Source organism: Bartonella sp. AP88HLJMH, from assembly GCF_042195605.1.
In the GTDB taxonomy this organism is placed as follows: Bacteria; Pseudomonadota; Alphaproteobacteria; order Rhizobiales; family Rhizobiaceae; genus Bartonella.
Window position 1 is genome coordinate 58,521 of the sequence record NZ_JBHIOR010000001.1, and the last position, 13,762, is coordinate 72,282.

Genomic DNA, 13,762 nt, shown 5'->3' on the forward strand with positions numbered 1-13,762 from the left:
ATAACAGCCCCCGTGAATAATATAAATCTATAAGGGACATCTTCACACTTATGAAGAAGAAAACTGACACCATCATACATTTTTTTATCCCCATATCGTGAACGTCCTTGGTAATTGAGACAATTAAAAAGAGATATTTTTATTCCTTTCTTCAAGTGTTTTTATCCACATGGCTCTCCCTGCTTATGACATCAAGCAAGTGACTTTAATTGTTTCAATATAAGAAGATCTCAAATGAGAGAACCTTATGATATTCGGGACTCTCATTCCAGTTGTAAAAAATTAATTATGAATATAAATCAATACTTAATCTAATTATAACTCACATTACACCCTTTACGAAAAAACAGATAGAATTTATAAAGAGTACAGCTTTTTCTCGTAAGGTAATCTAGTGCAGAGTTACAATTTGTAGTTCATGCTCATTGGCTCCAGCAAGGGCGATAGAACGCTCATCGGATAAAATGATAGGATAACCTGTTTCACCAAAGAGAGCCCATATCGTAATGCCTGGGGTCATTGGTGGAAGATCTGGAAAGTTTTTAGCCAGATCATCTGTACAAACTTTTTTTAAATAGGCAATCTGTCCCGCATCAGAGTAGGATGTGTTCTGAAACGACAAGTTTTGTTTGTGTTCTCCCATTTCACTGTTCCTTTACGCCTTAACTTTTATGACTCACCACTACTGACTTTAATTGGAATCTGTTTTATTTCTTTTTTTAATTTTGGTTGATACAGATTAATTGATAAAAGACCATTTTTCAACTCTGCATTTGTAACATGCATCCCTTCCGCGAGAACAAAGATTCGCTGGAATTGTCGCGCAGCTATACCGCGATATAAATATTGATGATTTTGGTTGTCTGTTTGTTTACCATGAATAACCAATTGATTATCATCGAGTAAAATATTAAGATGGTTAATCTTAAATCCAGCAACAGCCAAAGTTATCCGGATATGATTTGCATCATCACTTTTATGCAAACGTTCAATATTATAGGCTGGGTAAGCCTCATCAGCTTTACCGATACGTTGCAATATTTTTTCTACGGTTTCAAACCCTAAAAGAAAAGGATTGGAGAAAGGCGTCACATGTGTCATTCATGAGTATCCTCTTTAAAATGGCTTTACTTGACCAAACTCTATAAAAGTGTTCGCTGCACTCCTCTCATATGGCGAGCGTGAATGATAACTTCAAGAGAGAAGATTTAAGAGAGTTCAATGCCTCAAAGTAACATAAAATTATCAAAGGTGCGAAATTTATCTAGTATATTGTATAATAAAGATGAAATTGCGGAAATATTTCGCCGTTTTTCTGTGCAACGCCCAACACCTAAGAGTGATCTTAACTACATAAATACTTTTACACTTTTAGTTGCCGTTGTGCTTTCGGCTCAAGCGACAGATGTAAGCGTTAATAAAGCGACAAAAGAATTATTTTGCCTTGCTGATCAACCGGAAAAAATGGTTGCATTAGGGGAAGAAGAAATAGCAAATCATATCCGTTCAATTGGCCTTTGGCGTGCAAAAGCACGTAATGTTTATGCGCTTTGCAACTGTTTAATTGATTATTATGGCGGTCAAGTACCCGATACGCGTGAAGCACTCATGGCCCTTCCTGGAGTGGGGCGCAAAACGGCTAATGTGGTCTTGAATGTTGCTTTTGGTCAGCCTACATTGGCAGTAGATACACATATTTTTCGCTTAAGCAATCGTCTTGGTTTGGCGCCTGGAAAAACACCAGAAATTGTTGAGAAAAAATTATTAAAGATTATACCGGTTCATTATATTCGCCATGCGCATCATTGGCTGATTTTACATGGTCGCTATATTTGTCAAGCCCGTAAACCACAATGTACGCAATGCATTATTGCCGATTTATGTAAAGCAGCCATCAAAACAAATGCAATTCCAGCACCTTTGGTTGAGCTTCAAGACAATGGAGCGCCGATTTTTTTGTAATACGGTCTTGCTATTTTGTGTATACTAGCTTATGAAAACGTCTTTAAGAGCCGCCCGGCAGGGCATGCCGTGGCTGTTTAAATGCTTGTTCAAGCGTTGGTCCGCTTGAGTGAATAAAATGTTTGATTGAATAAATTAATGTACGGAGTAGCAAAATGCCCAAGATGAAGACCAAATCATCCGCTAAAAAGCGGTTTAAAATCACTGCGTCAGGCAAAATTAAAGTAGCAGCTGCCGGTAAGCGCCACGGCATGATTAAGCGTTCGAATAAATTTATTCGCGATGCACGTGGAACAATGGTTTTGTGTGAACAAGATGCTAAAAAAGTCATTCAGCATTATTTGCCGAATGGTATTTAAACCTTACGCTTTTGATTTTGAGGAGATTATAATATGGCTCGTGTGAAAAGAGGTGTGACAGCACACGCTAAGCACAAAAAAGTTCTTAAACAGGCTGAAGGTTTTTACGGTCGTCGTAAAAATACCATTCGTGCAGCTAAAGCAGCGGTTGATCGTTCAAAGCAATACGCTTATCGTGATCGCAAAAATAGGAAACGTACTTTCCGTGCTTTGTGGATTCAGAGAATTAATGCGGCTGTTCGCGCAGAAGGTTTAACTTATGGACGTTTTATTGATGGCTTATCAAAAGCCGGTATTGAGGTTGATCGTAAGGTTCTTTCAGATATAGCAATCCATGAGGCAGAAGCATTTTCTGCTTTAGTAACTTCGGCAAAAAAAGCTTTAGAATATTTAAAAGATACGACACCTAATGCTTTCGAAGGCGCTGTCAAATAAGCCAGTCGTGTTCTCTTAAAGCATTCATTTATTCGAGGTCCCGTGCTGGCTATTGCGAGTGCGGGTTTTTCTTTATTAAAAAATAGGCAAAAATATGAATGATATTGAGCGTCTGGAACAAGAAATTTGTTTAGCCTTAGAGGCAGCAGGTGATGAACAAGCACTTGAAGAAGTGCGTATTGCAGCATTGGGTAAAAAAGGTAGTATCTCTGAAAAATTAAAAGAATTAGGAAAAATGGATGCTGGCGAGCGCCATAAAGTTGGACCAGTTCTTAATGGATTAAAAAATCGCATTTTAGAATTATGGGCACAAAAGCGTGATCTTCTGAAAAGACAGGCAATGAATGCCCGTCTTTCTCGTGAAAAAGTTGATGTTACCTTGCCTGTTCGCTCTTCACCTATAGAACGGGGACGCATTCATCCTATTTCACAAGTGATTGAGGAAATTATTGCCATTTATACAAAGTTGGGTTTTTCTCTTGCAGAGGGACCTGATATTGAAACAGATTATTATAATTTTACAGCATTGAATTTTCCTGAAGGGCATCCAGCGCGTGAAATGCATGATACCTTTTTTTTTGATGTTGATAAAATGGGAGAACGAAAATTATTGCGAACCCATACATCACCCGTACAAATTCGCACACTAGAAAAACAAAAAGCACCGATACGAATCATTATTCCTGGAAAAACTTACCGCATGGATTCGGATGCAACACATTCTCCCATGTTCCATCAGGTCGAGGGTCTTGTCATTGATAAAACCTCCACCATTGCCCATATGATGTGGCTGCATGAAACTTTTTGTAAAGCATTTTTTGAAGTTCCCTCTGTAAAAATGCGTTTTCGTCCCTCTTTTTTCCCTTTTACCGAACCATCTATGGAGGTAGATATTCAATGTGATCGTTCTGGTTCAGAAGTAAAGTTCGGAGAAGGACAGGATTGGTTGGAAATTTTAGGATGCGGAATGGTGCATCCCCAAGTGTTGAAAAATGTTGGTTTAGATCCAGATGAATATCAAGGTTTTGCATGGGGCATGGGCATTGATCGTATTGCCATGTTGAAATACGGTATGCCTGATTTGCGGGCTTTTTTTGATGCTGACCTGCGTTGGTTAGACCATTATGGCTTTCGTTGCTTTGATATGCCTGCTTTTTTTCCTAATAGAAATGTGTGATCTTAGTCATCGCTTTCATGTGAGGTTTTAAAATGAAGTTTACATTGTCCTGGTTAAAAGATCACTTAGAAACAAATGCATCTTTGAATGAAATTTGTGAAAAATTAACCGCTATAGGTCTTGAGGTTGATTACGTTGATGATCGGTCTTCTTTAAAAGGTTTTGTGATTGCAAAAGTTTTAACAGCAATAAAGCATCCTGATGCAGATAAACTCCAGATTCTGTCCGTCGATACAGGGACTTCCACACCTGTTCAAGTTGTCTGTGGAGCACCAAATGCACGCGCAGGTCTTGTTGGTGTTCTGGCACTACCAGGCACTTATATTCCAGGACTTGATGTAACATTATCTGTAGGAAAAATCCGAGGTGTTGAAAGTTTTGGGATGATGTGTTCACAAGCGGAGCTTGAATTATCAAATGAGCATGATGGGATTATTGAACTTCCAGAAGATGCACCTATTGGAGGTTCATTTGCAGCTTATGCTGGTTTAGATGATCCGGTTATTGATATTGGTTTGACCCCTAATCGTTCCGATTGCACAGGTGTTCGTGGTATTGCACGTGATCTTGCTGCCGCTGGAATGGGAAAATTAAAAGAATTATCCCTGTCAAAATTTGATCCTTCCTTTGAAACACCTCTCGATGTTTCATTAGATTTTTCGCAAGATTCATCATTATGTTTAGGTTTTGCTTGGCGTGAAGTGCGCAATGTTCAAAATGGTGCATCACCACAGTGGATGCAACAGCGTTTGAATGCAATTGGTCTGAGACCGATTAATGCGCTTGTTGATATGACCAATTACATCAGTTTTGACCTTGGTCGTCCGCTCCATGTTTTTGATGCAGATAAAATTAAAGGTAATTTGTGTGTACGTTGCGCGCGTGAAGGAGAGCAGCTTCAAGCACTGAACGGAAAAATCTATCATCTGGGCCCTAAGAATTGTGTCATTGCAGATGACGAGGAGGTTGTTTCGATTGCCGGTATCATGGGCGGTGAAAGAACGAGTTGTGATGAAACAACACATCGCATTATTATTGAATCGGCGCTTTGGGATGCGCGAAGCATTGCACAAACAGGAAGAGCATTAGGTCTTATCAGTGATGCACGTTATCGATTTGAACGAGGTGTTGACCCGGCTTTTATAGAAACAGGACTTGAGATTGCAACAGAATTGGTCTTACGTCTTTGTGGTGGTGAAGTATCTAAAAAGAAGATCGTTGGCTATCAGCAACAAGAAATCAAACAGATCGCTTTTCCTTTTTCTGAAATTAAACGTTTAACAAATTTGGAAATAGAACCTGAAAAAGTCATCTCTATTTTAACAAAACTTGGATTTTTTGTTGAAGGAAAAGGAGAAGTCGTTACGGTAAAAGTACCATCATGGCGCCCTGATATTATGGGTAAAGCCGATTTGGTGGAAGAGGTTATGAGAATTTATGGGTTAGATAAAATTAAACCTATTCCTTTGGAAAACTTTGCAGAAGGAAAAGATCAAATTTTAACATGCGCACAAATTCGTTCACGTGCTACACGTTTGGCTCTAGTGCAACGTGGTATGAAAGAAGCGGTGACATGGTCTTTTATTTCTGAAAATCAAGCTCTTGCTTTTGGAGGAGGTCAAGAAGAGCTTAAATTAGTTAATCCTATTGCTGCTGATATGTCAATGATGCGTCCTTCCCTTTTACCTGGCTTGATTATGGCGGCACAAAGAAATGCTGATCGTGGTTTTTCCGATCTTGCTTTGTTTGAAGTTTCAAGTATTTATGAGGGCGACACCCCTGATAAACAACACCGTGTTGTTAGTGGAATTCGTCGCGGAACAGAGCAATTTAAAGGGGCTGGGCGTTTTTGGAATGGAAATGCAACCGTCGTTGATGTTTTTGATGCCAAAGCAGATGCCTTAGCTATTTTAGAAGCATGCGATATGGATGTTGGGAAAGTGCAGATTGAAGTTGGAGCACCGGATTGGTATCATCCTGGTCGTTCAGGTGTCATAAAACTTGGATCAAAGATTATTCTTGGTTTTTTTGGTGTTTTTCATCCTGCTACATTAGAAAAGTTAGATGTCAGTGGCCCTTTATGCGGCTTTGAAATTTTTCTAGATCGAATTCCAGAATCAAAGAAAAAAACGACCAAAAGCCGTCCTCCTTTGAAACTCTCACCTTTTCAAATGGTGCGGCGTGATTTTGCCTTTATAGCGGATAAAACTGTTGCCTCTTCTCTTATTATTCGGGCGGCAAGTGGAGCCGATAAAAAACTTATTCATTCAGTGCAGGTTTTTGATATTTTTGAAGATTTAAGCTTTGGTGAAGATAAAAAATCTGTTGCAATTGAAGTAACTATTCAGCCCATAGAACGGACTTTAACAGATGAAGATTTAGAAAAGCTTGCCTCAAAGATCGTGGATAATGTTACCAAAATGACAGGTGCATATTTACGCTACTGAGTATTCTCATTTTTTATGAGATATTTTACATGAAGTGGGAGCTTGTTTGAGTACTCCCTTTTTGTTTAGCACTCAAGAGCTATAGAACTTCTTGAAAGGGGACCTCCTTACCAAAACAAGCTGCTTAAATCATCAATTTTTTCAATATGAAAAAACTGTTTTTAAACATCTTGAAAAGTTATTTTTTCTCTTAATCCTTCATTGCAAATGTAAAAGATAACTGCTATTGCTAAATGATAATGCAAATTATTTGCAATAAAAAGAAGGCATATAAAGGAAAGAGAGAATCAATGAACGTAAGAACGTTTTTCACCATAGTTTTTGGAAGTGTTATTTTTTTTACACCCAATTTTGCTTTGTGTGCTGGTAAATTTAAAGCTGTTACGACATTCACTATCATTGCTGATATGGCACGCAATGTAGCAGGTGATGCCGCTGATGTTGAATCCATTACAAAACCAGGTGCGGAAATTCATGAATACCAACCCACCCCACGCGATCTTATGCGTGCTCAGGGAGCTAACCTTGTATTGTGGAATGGTTTAGAGTTAGAGCTTTGGTTTGAAAAGTTTTTTCAAAATATCAAGGATGTTCCAAGTGTTGTTGTTTCAAAAGGTATTGTACCCATTAAAATTGGTGAGGGCCCCTTTAGCGGTAAACCCAATCCTCATGCGTGGATGTCACCGACCTCTGCTTTGATTTACGTTGATAATATTCGCGATGCTTTTGTAAAATATGATCCTGAACATGCTGAAATTTATAAACAGAATGCTGAAATTTATAAACAGAAAATTCGTGCAACGATTGATCCAATTAGGGCTGAATTAGAAGCTGTACCGCAAGATAAACGTTGGCTTGTGACCAGTGAGGGGGCTTTTAGCTATTTGGCGCGTGATTTTGATCTAAAAGAACTTTATTTATGGCCCATCAATGCTGACCAACAAGGAACACCACAGCAGGTCAAGCATGTTATTGATATGGTTCGCAAATACAATATTCATGCAGTTTTTTCTGAAAGCACTATTTCCCCTGCGCCTGCTAAGCAGGTTGCCAGAGAAACAGGAGCTAAATACGGTGGTGTTCTTTATGTTGATTCTTTAAGTGAGAAAAATGGTGAGGTACCCACTTATATTGATTTATTACGTGTCACGAGTGGGCGTATTAGCAATGCTTTAGTAGAGGGAGTAAAAAACCAATGACGGAATGTGGAATTTTTGCCCAAGGAGTAACGGTAACATATCGTAATGGACATACAGCTTTACGCGAAGTGAATTTTGAAAGTCCAAAGGGTTCTATTACGGCATTGGTTGGTGTTAATGGATCCGGTAAGTCAACGTTATTTAAAGCGATTATGGGGTTTGTACGCCCCTCAAAGGGAAAAATTCGTATGTTTGATTTGCCCGTTGATATAGCTTTGAAAAAAAATCTTATTGCTTATGTTCCTCAAAGTGAAGATGTTGATTGGAATTTTCCTGTCTTGGTTGAAGATGTTGTATTGATGGGGCGGTACGGTCATATGAATTTCTTTCGCTATGCCCGTACACAAGATTATGAAGCCGTTCGTATTGCCTTAGAACGCGTTGATATGTTGGCTTTTGCCAAGCGCCAAATTGGAGAACTTTCTGGTGGACAGAAAAAGCGTGTTTTCCTAGCGCGCGCTCTTGCACAGAAAGCAAAAGCTATTTTATTAGATGAGCCGTTTACAGGGGTTGACGTTACAACAGAAGATAAAATCATTGCTTTGCTACAAGATCTTCGTAAAGAAGGAGCAGTGATCTTGGTTTCAACTCACAATTTGGGTTCTGTTCGCGAATTTTGTGATCATACAGTTTTAATAAAAGGTACTGTTTTAGCTTCTGGGTTAACAGAAAAAATCTTTACAAAGGAAAATCTGGAGAAAACTTTTGGAGGGTCTTTGCATCACCATATTTTTGATCTTCAAACCACAAAAAAAAATGATGTTTTCATGGGAAGAAAGCAGTCTGCAGTTTGTGAAGATATTGAAAGAGTGGAGCACGTTGCATGATTTCTTGGTTGCTTGAGCCACTGAGCTATCAATATATGGTGAATGCAATGTGGGTTTCTGGGTTAGTTGGGTGTGTTTGTGCCTTTCTTTCAGCTTTTTTGATGTTAAAAGGTTGGTCATTGATTGGTGATGCACTTTCCCATTCGATTGTTCCTGGTGTAGCAGGAGCTTACCTTTTAGGGTTACCTTTTTCACTCGGCGCTTTTTTTTCTGGTGGTCTTGCAGCAGCAGCAATGCTCTTTTTTAACCACCGGACAAAGCTTAAAGAAGATACCATTATTGGGCTCATTTTTTCTTCCTTTTTTGCCTTTGGGTTGTTTCTCAAATCATTAAAACCAATGGCTGTTAATATTGATACGATTGTTTTGGGAAATATTTTAGCAGTGAGTTCAACAGATATTCTACAATTGGCTTTTATCGGCTTTGTTTCGTTGCTTATATTGCTTTTGAAATGGAAAGATCTTCTTGTTTCGTTATTTGATGAAACGCATGCGCATGCCATTGGATTAAACGTAAAATTTTTAAAGATTCTCTTTTTCACATTGCTTGCCGCTTGTACCGTTGCTGCGATGCAAACCGTTGGAGCGTTCTTAGTCATTTGTCTTGTTGTGACACCTGGGGCAACGGCCTATCTTTTAAGTGATCGTTTCGTAAACATCTTGGTTATTGCAGTTGTAATTGGAACCTTCACAAGTGTCTTGGGTGTTTATGTGAGTTATTTTTTGAATGCACAAACGGGGGGGGTTGTAGTGCTTTTTCAAGCATCTTTATTTGTTTTGGCTTTTATTTTTGCTCCTAAACATGGGTTTATTGCTGCGCGCTTACGCATAAATGCGGCAAAAAAGGGTGTAATATTATCATGATTGATCAATTACTGCTTCCGTTTCAGTTTTCTTTTATGCTTAAGGGTATGCTTATTGTCATGATTCTTTCTATTCCCATGGCGATGCTTTCCTGTTTTCTTATTTTGAAAGGATGGGCGCTGTTAGGCGATGCCATTTCTCATGCAGTTTTTCCAGGTGTTGTTGTTGGTTATATGACAACACCATGGGTAATCGCATTTTTAACTTCTTTGCCATTTGCTTGGTTTCAGCATATGCGTCCAGAGAATATTACAATGACTTTGATTACTTGCGGTGCTTTTGTTGCAGGAATGGTGTGTGCACTATTAACGGGTTTTTTAGGGAGCAATAGCCGTATCAAACAGGACACGGTGATGGGTGTGGTCTTTTCTTCAATGTTTGGTTTGGGGCTTGTTTTAGCCACGTCTATTTATAGTAGCTTAGATTTGAATCATATTCTATTTGGTAATCTCTTGGGTGTTAACTGGCTTGATATAACGCAGACGGCAATCATTTCTGCTGTTGTCACTTTTATTTTAGCAGCAAAATGGCGCGACTTTATGCTGTATATTTTTGACACAGTTCAAGGACGTGCAATGGGGTTACCAATATCTCTACTCCACTATACCCTGCTAACGATGATTTCTCTTACAATTGTTGCGGCTTTGAAAGCTGTAGGTATCGTACTCGTTATTTCTTTACTGATAGCACCAGGAGCAATTGCCTATCTTGTCACAAAGCGGTTTTCTTTTATGTTAATGATCGCGATACTTGTTGCAGCTTTTTCTGGTTTTTTAGGGATTTATCTCAGCTTATTTATCGGCTCTGATTCTGCTTCCACAATTGTGTTGATCTTGACGTTGATTTTTATGGCTATTTTCATGATGATTTTCTTTCGTCGAAACACAGTTCAAGAGACTTGAAAGTGTTAAAATTCATGCATATCAGCCATGCATTTTTATATATTGTTTCTCATTTTTATTTTAATTAGAGTCCGAGGTGCTAGATTATTTTTCCTCCTAATATCTAGCAGGTGAATGCAGTAAATTTTCTCCCCCCCAACACTGCATTTTAATTAAGAGGCTGCATTGATTTATTCTGCAGCCTTTTTATTTTTTTCTAAAACTTTTTCTCATTTCTTGAAATCATTTAAAATGATTATAATATTGTGTAAGCTATTCGGTATTTTCAAGGAACTTATAACAGCAAAGACACTTACGCATGAAGGGATAGAGCGTAATTGTACACTCAGACATGTAAACAGAAAAAAACAGATACAATGTTTTTGTATAGGGTTTTGCGTAGAGGAAAATAGTACGAGAAAATGAAAAAAGATTTGAAGATATCGCACCCTTTACGTATCTGCTATTATATAGCAGGGTGGACGATGGTTATATTAGGTATTATCGGTGTCGTATTACCTATTATGCCAACTGTGCCTTTTTTATTGGTTGCCTCATGGTGTTTTACGCGTTCTTCTCCACGTTTTCATCAATGGTTGAATAATCATCGTATTTTTGGTCCCCCTATTAAGCGATGGGAAGAAAAAAAAGCAATCTCTCCATTCGTTAAAGTTTTTGCAATGATGAGTATGACAGGAGGATTTTTATCCTTTTTTGTAATGCTACACCCTCCTTTGTGGATTTCTTTACTTGTTGCGGTTATATTATTGCTGATTGCCATTTATATTGTAACACGTCCATCTTCCTAATGATAAAAAAGGCTTTATGGGATACTCTTTTTAGCTTCAACTTATTTGTAAAAACTATGAGAACTTTTAAGTTTTGAATATAAGCTCTCCATTTCCAAAATGCATATGAAATAGCAAGCTTTTTGAACGCAATTAATTAATAATATGTTTGTGAAATAATTTTTATGAACACTCAAAATGTTCTCACTTGGTAAACAATGATAAATCACATTCATGGAAGAGAGTCATTATTTTTGTAAAGCATGTTTGTATGAATCTCTACATATACATCATTAAAAAGTCATTGATATGATAGTCATTTCTTTCTAAAAGACATTTCGTTTGTTTTCATATCTCTTAATGAGGATATAATACAAAGCTTACTAAACACCATCATTTTTATACTTATACAGTTAAGAAGCCGGTCTATTATATCAATCTTTAATGTTACATCTGTTATTAACTTAAGAATAATTCATAAGAAACAACAGAGTTTTTCAAATGGTTTTATATATACACGCATTCTTATTATAATATGCGAATAAATAATTTCTCTGTCTTTGTATAAAGCTTATTCGAAATAAAAATATTATTGCATTCTCTGTTTTTTAATAAAGTCATGCCCCTCACGTAAAACAAAAGGTCTCCCAAATCATGTTATTTACACATTTATTTTAATGAAACATCTCTCAACGCTTTACTCATTTCATAATAGCAGACCATACATGGATAAAGTAAAATCTCATTGTAACGTGTATAAAATCTATTTGAGCACCATCATCCTTGCCTTTCAAAATGCACACCAATAGTCACCATGCTATTTGTCATCCTCCAATGTTGCCTTAGTAATTCCTAATGCTACAATTATAGCTTGTCATCTGGTTTTGTATATTTTGACACTAGATTTTGTACCAATTTATTTTTTTCAAAGAGTTTAAAGATGTTCTCAAAGGGTTTTGAAAGCCTTTTCTCATTTTTACTTATGGAAACGCACTTTTTTCTGATTTTCGGTAATTTTTGCAATTTTAGGTGTCAAAATCTATTTTGATAAAACGCGCATTGAATGGTCAAAATTGTACATAAAAACAACAAATTACCACGTATTCCTACTTAATCCAACCTCTTCCCACTTAGTATAAAACCTACTGTCAAACTACAACAATAACCCTTAGAACTTGAAAACCTTCATACATGCAAGGAGATGAGTGTGCTTGATTTAACAGGGTTAAAATGAGAAAATCTCCTTGGCTAAACTTCCTTGGCCCGTTAAGTATTTTTTAATGCGTCGTAAATATTTTTAAGTCTTATCTATCGCGCCTTATGTAAGTGAAGCGTATGCGTGGTAGGCCAAGTAGAATCTGCTCAAAAACAGCCGAACTGTTTACAGACCAGCAAAGGTTAAGAATCCTCGTCCTTAGGGTAGGACAAAAATCAATCTTATAAACAATATGATGGATCAATATACTTGTTTTAAAGAACCGGAAACTATGTCTTTATAGGTCTAGCAATTCGCTTTTTATTACCAAAAAAATTGAGATAACGTTGTACTTCTTTTGAATCACCGATCGTTTTTTCAGGATTATCTGAAAGTTTTACGGCTGGTCGACCATTGGCATAGGTCACCTTACAAACAAGGGAAAGAGCATCAAGAGTTTCGATTTCCTGAGGTGCACAGCCTGTAAAATCATTGGTAAGATCCGTGCCCCATCCAAAACTCATGCGCACTTTACCATGGAAATGATGATAGGTTTTTTCAATTGTATTGACATCAAGAGCATCAGAAAAAATTAAAAGTTTTTTGCGTGGATCTTTTCCTTTTTCTTTCCACCATTGAATAATACGTTCACCACCTTCAATAGGAGGCGCACTATCGGGTCTGAAACCCGTCCAATCAGCGACCCAATCTGGTGCATTGCGTAAAAATTCTTCTGTACCAAAGGTATCAGGTAATACAATGAGAAGATTTCCACCATAATAACGATTCCAATCTTGCAAGACTTGATACGGAGCTCTGCGTAATTCATCATCATTGTTGCTGAGAGCCGCAATAACCATAGGCAATTCGTGTGCATTGGTTCCAAGAGCTTCTAAATCCGTATCCATGGCAAGAAGAACATTAGAAGTTCCAGTAAAAGAATGACCAATGCCTTCTTTTAATGCTTCCACACACCAGCGCTGCCATAAAAAAGAATGGCGACGCCTTGTCCCAAAGTCAGATATTTTAATATCAGGCAATTTTTTGAGACGTTCAACTTTACTCCACATTTTTGCTTTAGCACGCGCATAAAGTACATCAAGAGCAAAACGATCTAGTTTTTTGAGAGCAGCACGTGAACGTAATTCACTAATAATAGCAAGGGCAGGAATTTCCCACATGGAACTATGGGCCCAGGGTCCATGAAAATGAAGGATATATTGGCCATCTTTGCGGGTGAGTTCATATTCTGGAAGTTGAAAATTCTCAAGCCACTGAAGAAAATCCGGTTCAAAAATTTGTTTGCGTCCATAAAATGTATTACCAGCAAGCCAAATCATTTCTTTTTTTGTAAAGCGCAAACTAAGAGCATGATCAAGTTGGGCACGCAATTCACTCTCATCAATATCATCGGCAAGACGTATTGTTTTAGAGCGATTTATGAGGGAAAAAGTAACATTAACATTAGGATATAACCCCCAAATCATCTGCACCATTAGAAGCTTATAAAAATCCGTATCAAGAAGTGACCGAATAATGGGATCAAGTTTCCAAGTGTGATTGTAAACACGTCTAGCAATATCCGGATGATTCATAACCTTTTTCTTTCATTTTCATAAAATCTAAAAT

Annotated in this window: 13 protein-coding genes; 10 read left to right on the forward strand and 3 right to left on the reverse strand. The window is 37.6% G+C overall.

The window, feature by feature from the left end; genetic code table 11:
* Positions 1-391: 391 nt before the first annotated feature.
* The gene (locus ACFIMA_RS00225; protein ID WP_012754519.1) at positions 392-643 is read right to left on the reverse strand and encodes a DUF1150 domain-containing protein; all 252 of its coding nucleotides are present in this window, start codon (positions 641-643) and stop codon (positions 392-394) included.
* A gap of 26 nt (positions 644-669) precedes the next feature.
* Positions 670-1,101 carry an Hsp20 family protein gene (locus ACFIMA_RS00230; RefSeq protein WP_375632150.1) on the reverse strand — a complete coding sequence of 144 codons (432 nt, stop codon included), beginning with the start codon at positions 1,099-1,101 and terminating at the stop codon, positions 670-672.
* 120 nt (positions 1,102-1,221) lie between these two features.
* Here ACFIMA_RS00230 and nth point away from each other — a divergent pair, with 120 nt between their 5' ends.
* The 10 genes from nth to ACFIMA_RS00280 all read left to right on the forward strand — a co-directional run bounded on the left by nth (position 1,222) and on the right by ACFIMA_RS00280 (position 10,959).
* On the forward strand, positions 1,222-1,962 hold the full coding sequence (gene nth, locus ACFIMA_RS00235; RefSeq protein ID WP_375693000.1) for an endonuclease III: 741 nt from the start codon (positions 1,222-1,224) through the stop codon (positions 1,960-1,962).
* A 155-nt stretch (positions 1,963-2,117) separates the two neighbouring features.
* Positions 2,118-2,321 carry a 50S ribosomal protein L35 gene (gene rpmI, locus ACFIMA_RS00240; RefSeq protein WP_183193590.1) on the forward strand — a complete coding sequence of 68 codons (204 nt, stop codon included), beginning with the start codon at positions 2,118-2,120 and terminating at the stop codon, positions 2,319-2,321.
* A 33-nt stretch (positions 2,322-2,354) separates the two neighbouring features.
* Positions 2,355-2,756: a 50S ribosomal protein L20 gene (gene rplT, locus ACFIMA_RS00245; RefSeq protein WP_375632149.1), complete on the forward strand. Its 402-nt coding sequence runs from the start codon at positions 2,355-2,357 to the stop codon at positions 2,754-2,756.
* Positions 2,757-2,850: 94 nt separating this feature from the next.
* A complete protein-coding gene (gene pheS, locus ACFIMA_RS00250) occupies positions 2,851-3,933 on the forward strand; it encodes a phenylalanine--tRNA ligase subunit alpha (protein WP_375692999.1) in 1,083 nt (360 codons plus the stop codon).
* Positions 3,934-3,965: 32 nt separating this feature from the next.
* A complete protein-coding gene (gene pheT / locus ACFIMA_RS00255; RefSeq protein WP_375692998.1) occupies positions 3,966-6,380 on the forward strand; it encodes a phenylalanine--tRNA ligase subunit beta in 2,415 nt (804 codons plus the stop codon).
* A 290-nt stretch (positions 6,381-6,670) separates the two neighbouring features.
* Entirely contained in the window at positions 6,671-7,579 is a 909-nt protein-coding gene (locus tag ACFIMA_RS00260) for a metal ABC transporter substrate-binding protein (RefSeq protein ID WP_375611408.1), read from the forward strand.
* Positions 7,576-8,406, forward strand: coding sequence for a manganese/iron ABC transporter ATP-binding protein (locus ACFIMA_RS00265; RefSeq protein ID WP_273790252.1), 831 nt, complete (start codon positions 7,576-7,578; stop codon positions 8,404-8,406). Before ACFIMA_RS00260 ends, ACFIMA_RS00265 begins: the two co-directional genes overlap by 4 nt.
* The gene (locus ACFIMA_RS00270; RefSeq protein ID WP_375611406.1) at positions 8,403-9,269 is read left to right on the forward strand and encodes a metal ABC transporter permease; all 867 of its coding nucleotides are present in this window, start codon (positions 8,403-8,405) and stop codon (positions 9,267-9,269) included. Before ACFIMA_RS00265 ends, ACFIMA_RS00270 begins: the two co-directional genes overlap by 4 nt.
* Positions 9,266-10,171 (forward strand): metal ABC transporter permease, encoded by a 906-nt coding sequence (locus ACFIMA_RS00275; protein WP_273790250.1) that lies wholly within the window; start codon positions 9,266-9,268, stop codon positions 10,169-10,171. The genes ACFIMA_RS00270 and ACFIMA_RS00275 overlap by 4 nt, the downstream gene beginning before the upstream one ends.
* Positions 10,172-10,572: 401 nt before the next feature.
* Complete coding sequence (locus ACFIMA_RS00280; protein ID WP_375632144.1) at positions 10,573-10,959, forward strand: YbaN family protein; 387 nt, start codon at positions 10,573-10,575, stop codon at positions 10,957-10,959.
* Positions 10,960-12,423: 1,464 nt separating this feature from the next.
* On the opposite strand, the gene pncB is transcribed toward ACFIMA_RS00280, so the two are convergent.
* Complete coding sequence (gene pncB / locus ACFIMA_RS00285) at positions 12,424-13,728, reverse strand: nicotinate phosphoribosyltransferase (protein WP_375611404.1); 1,305 nt, start codon at positions 13,726-13,728, stop codon at positions 12,424-12,426.
* Between the last annotated feature and the right edge of the window lie 34 nt (positions 13,729-13,762).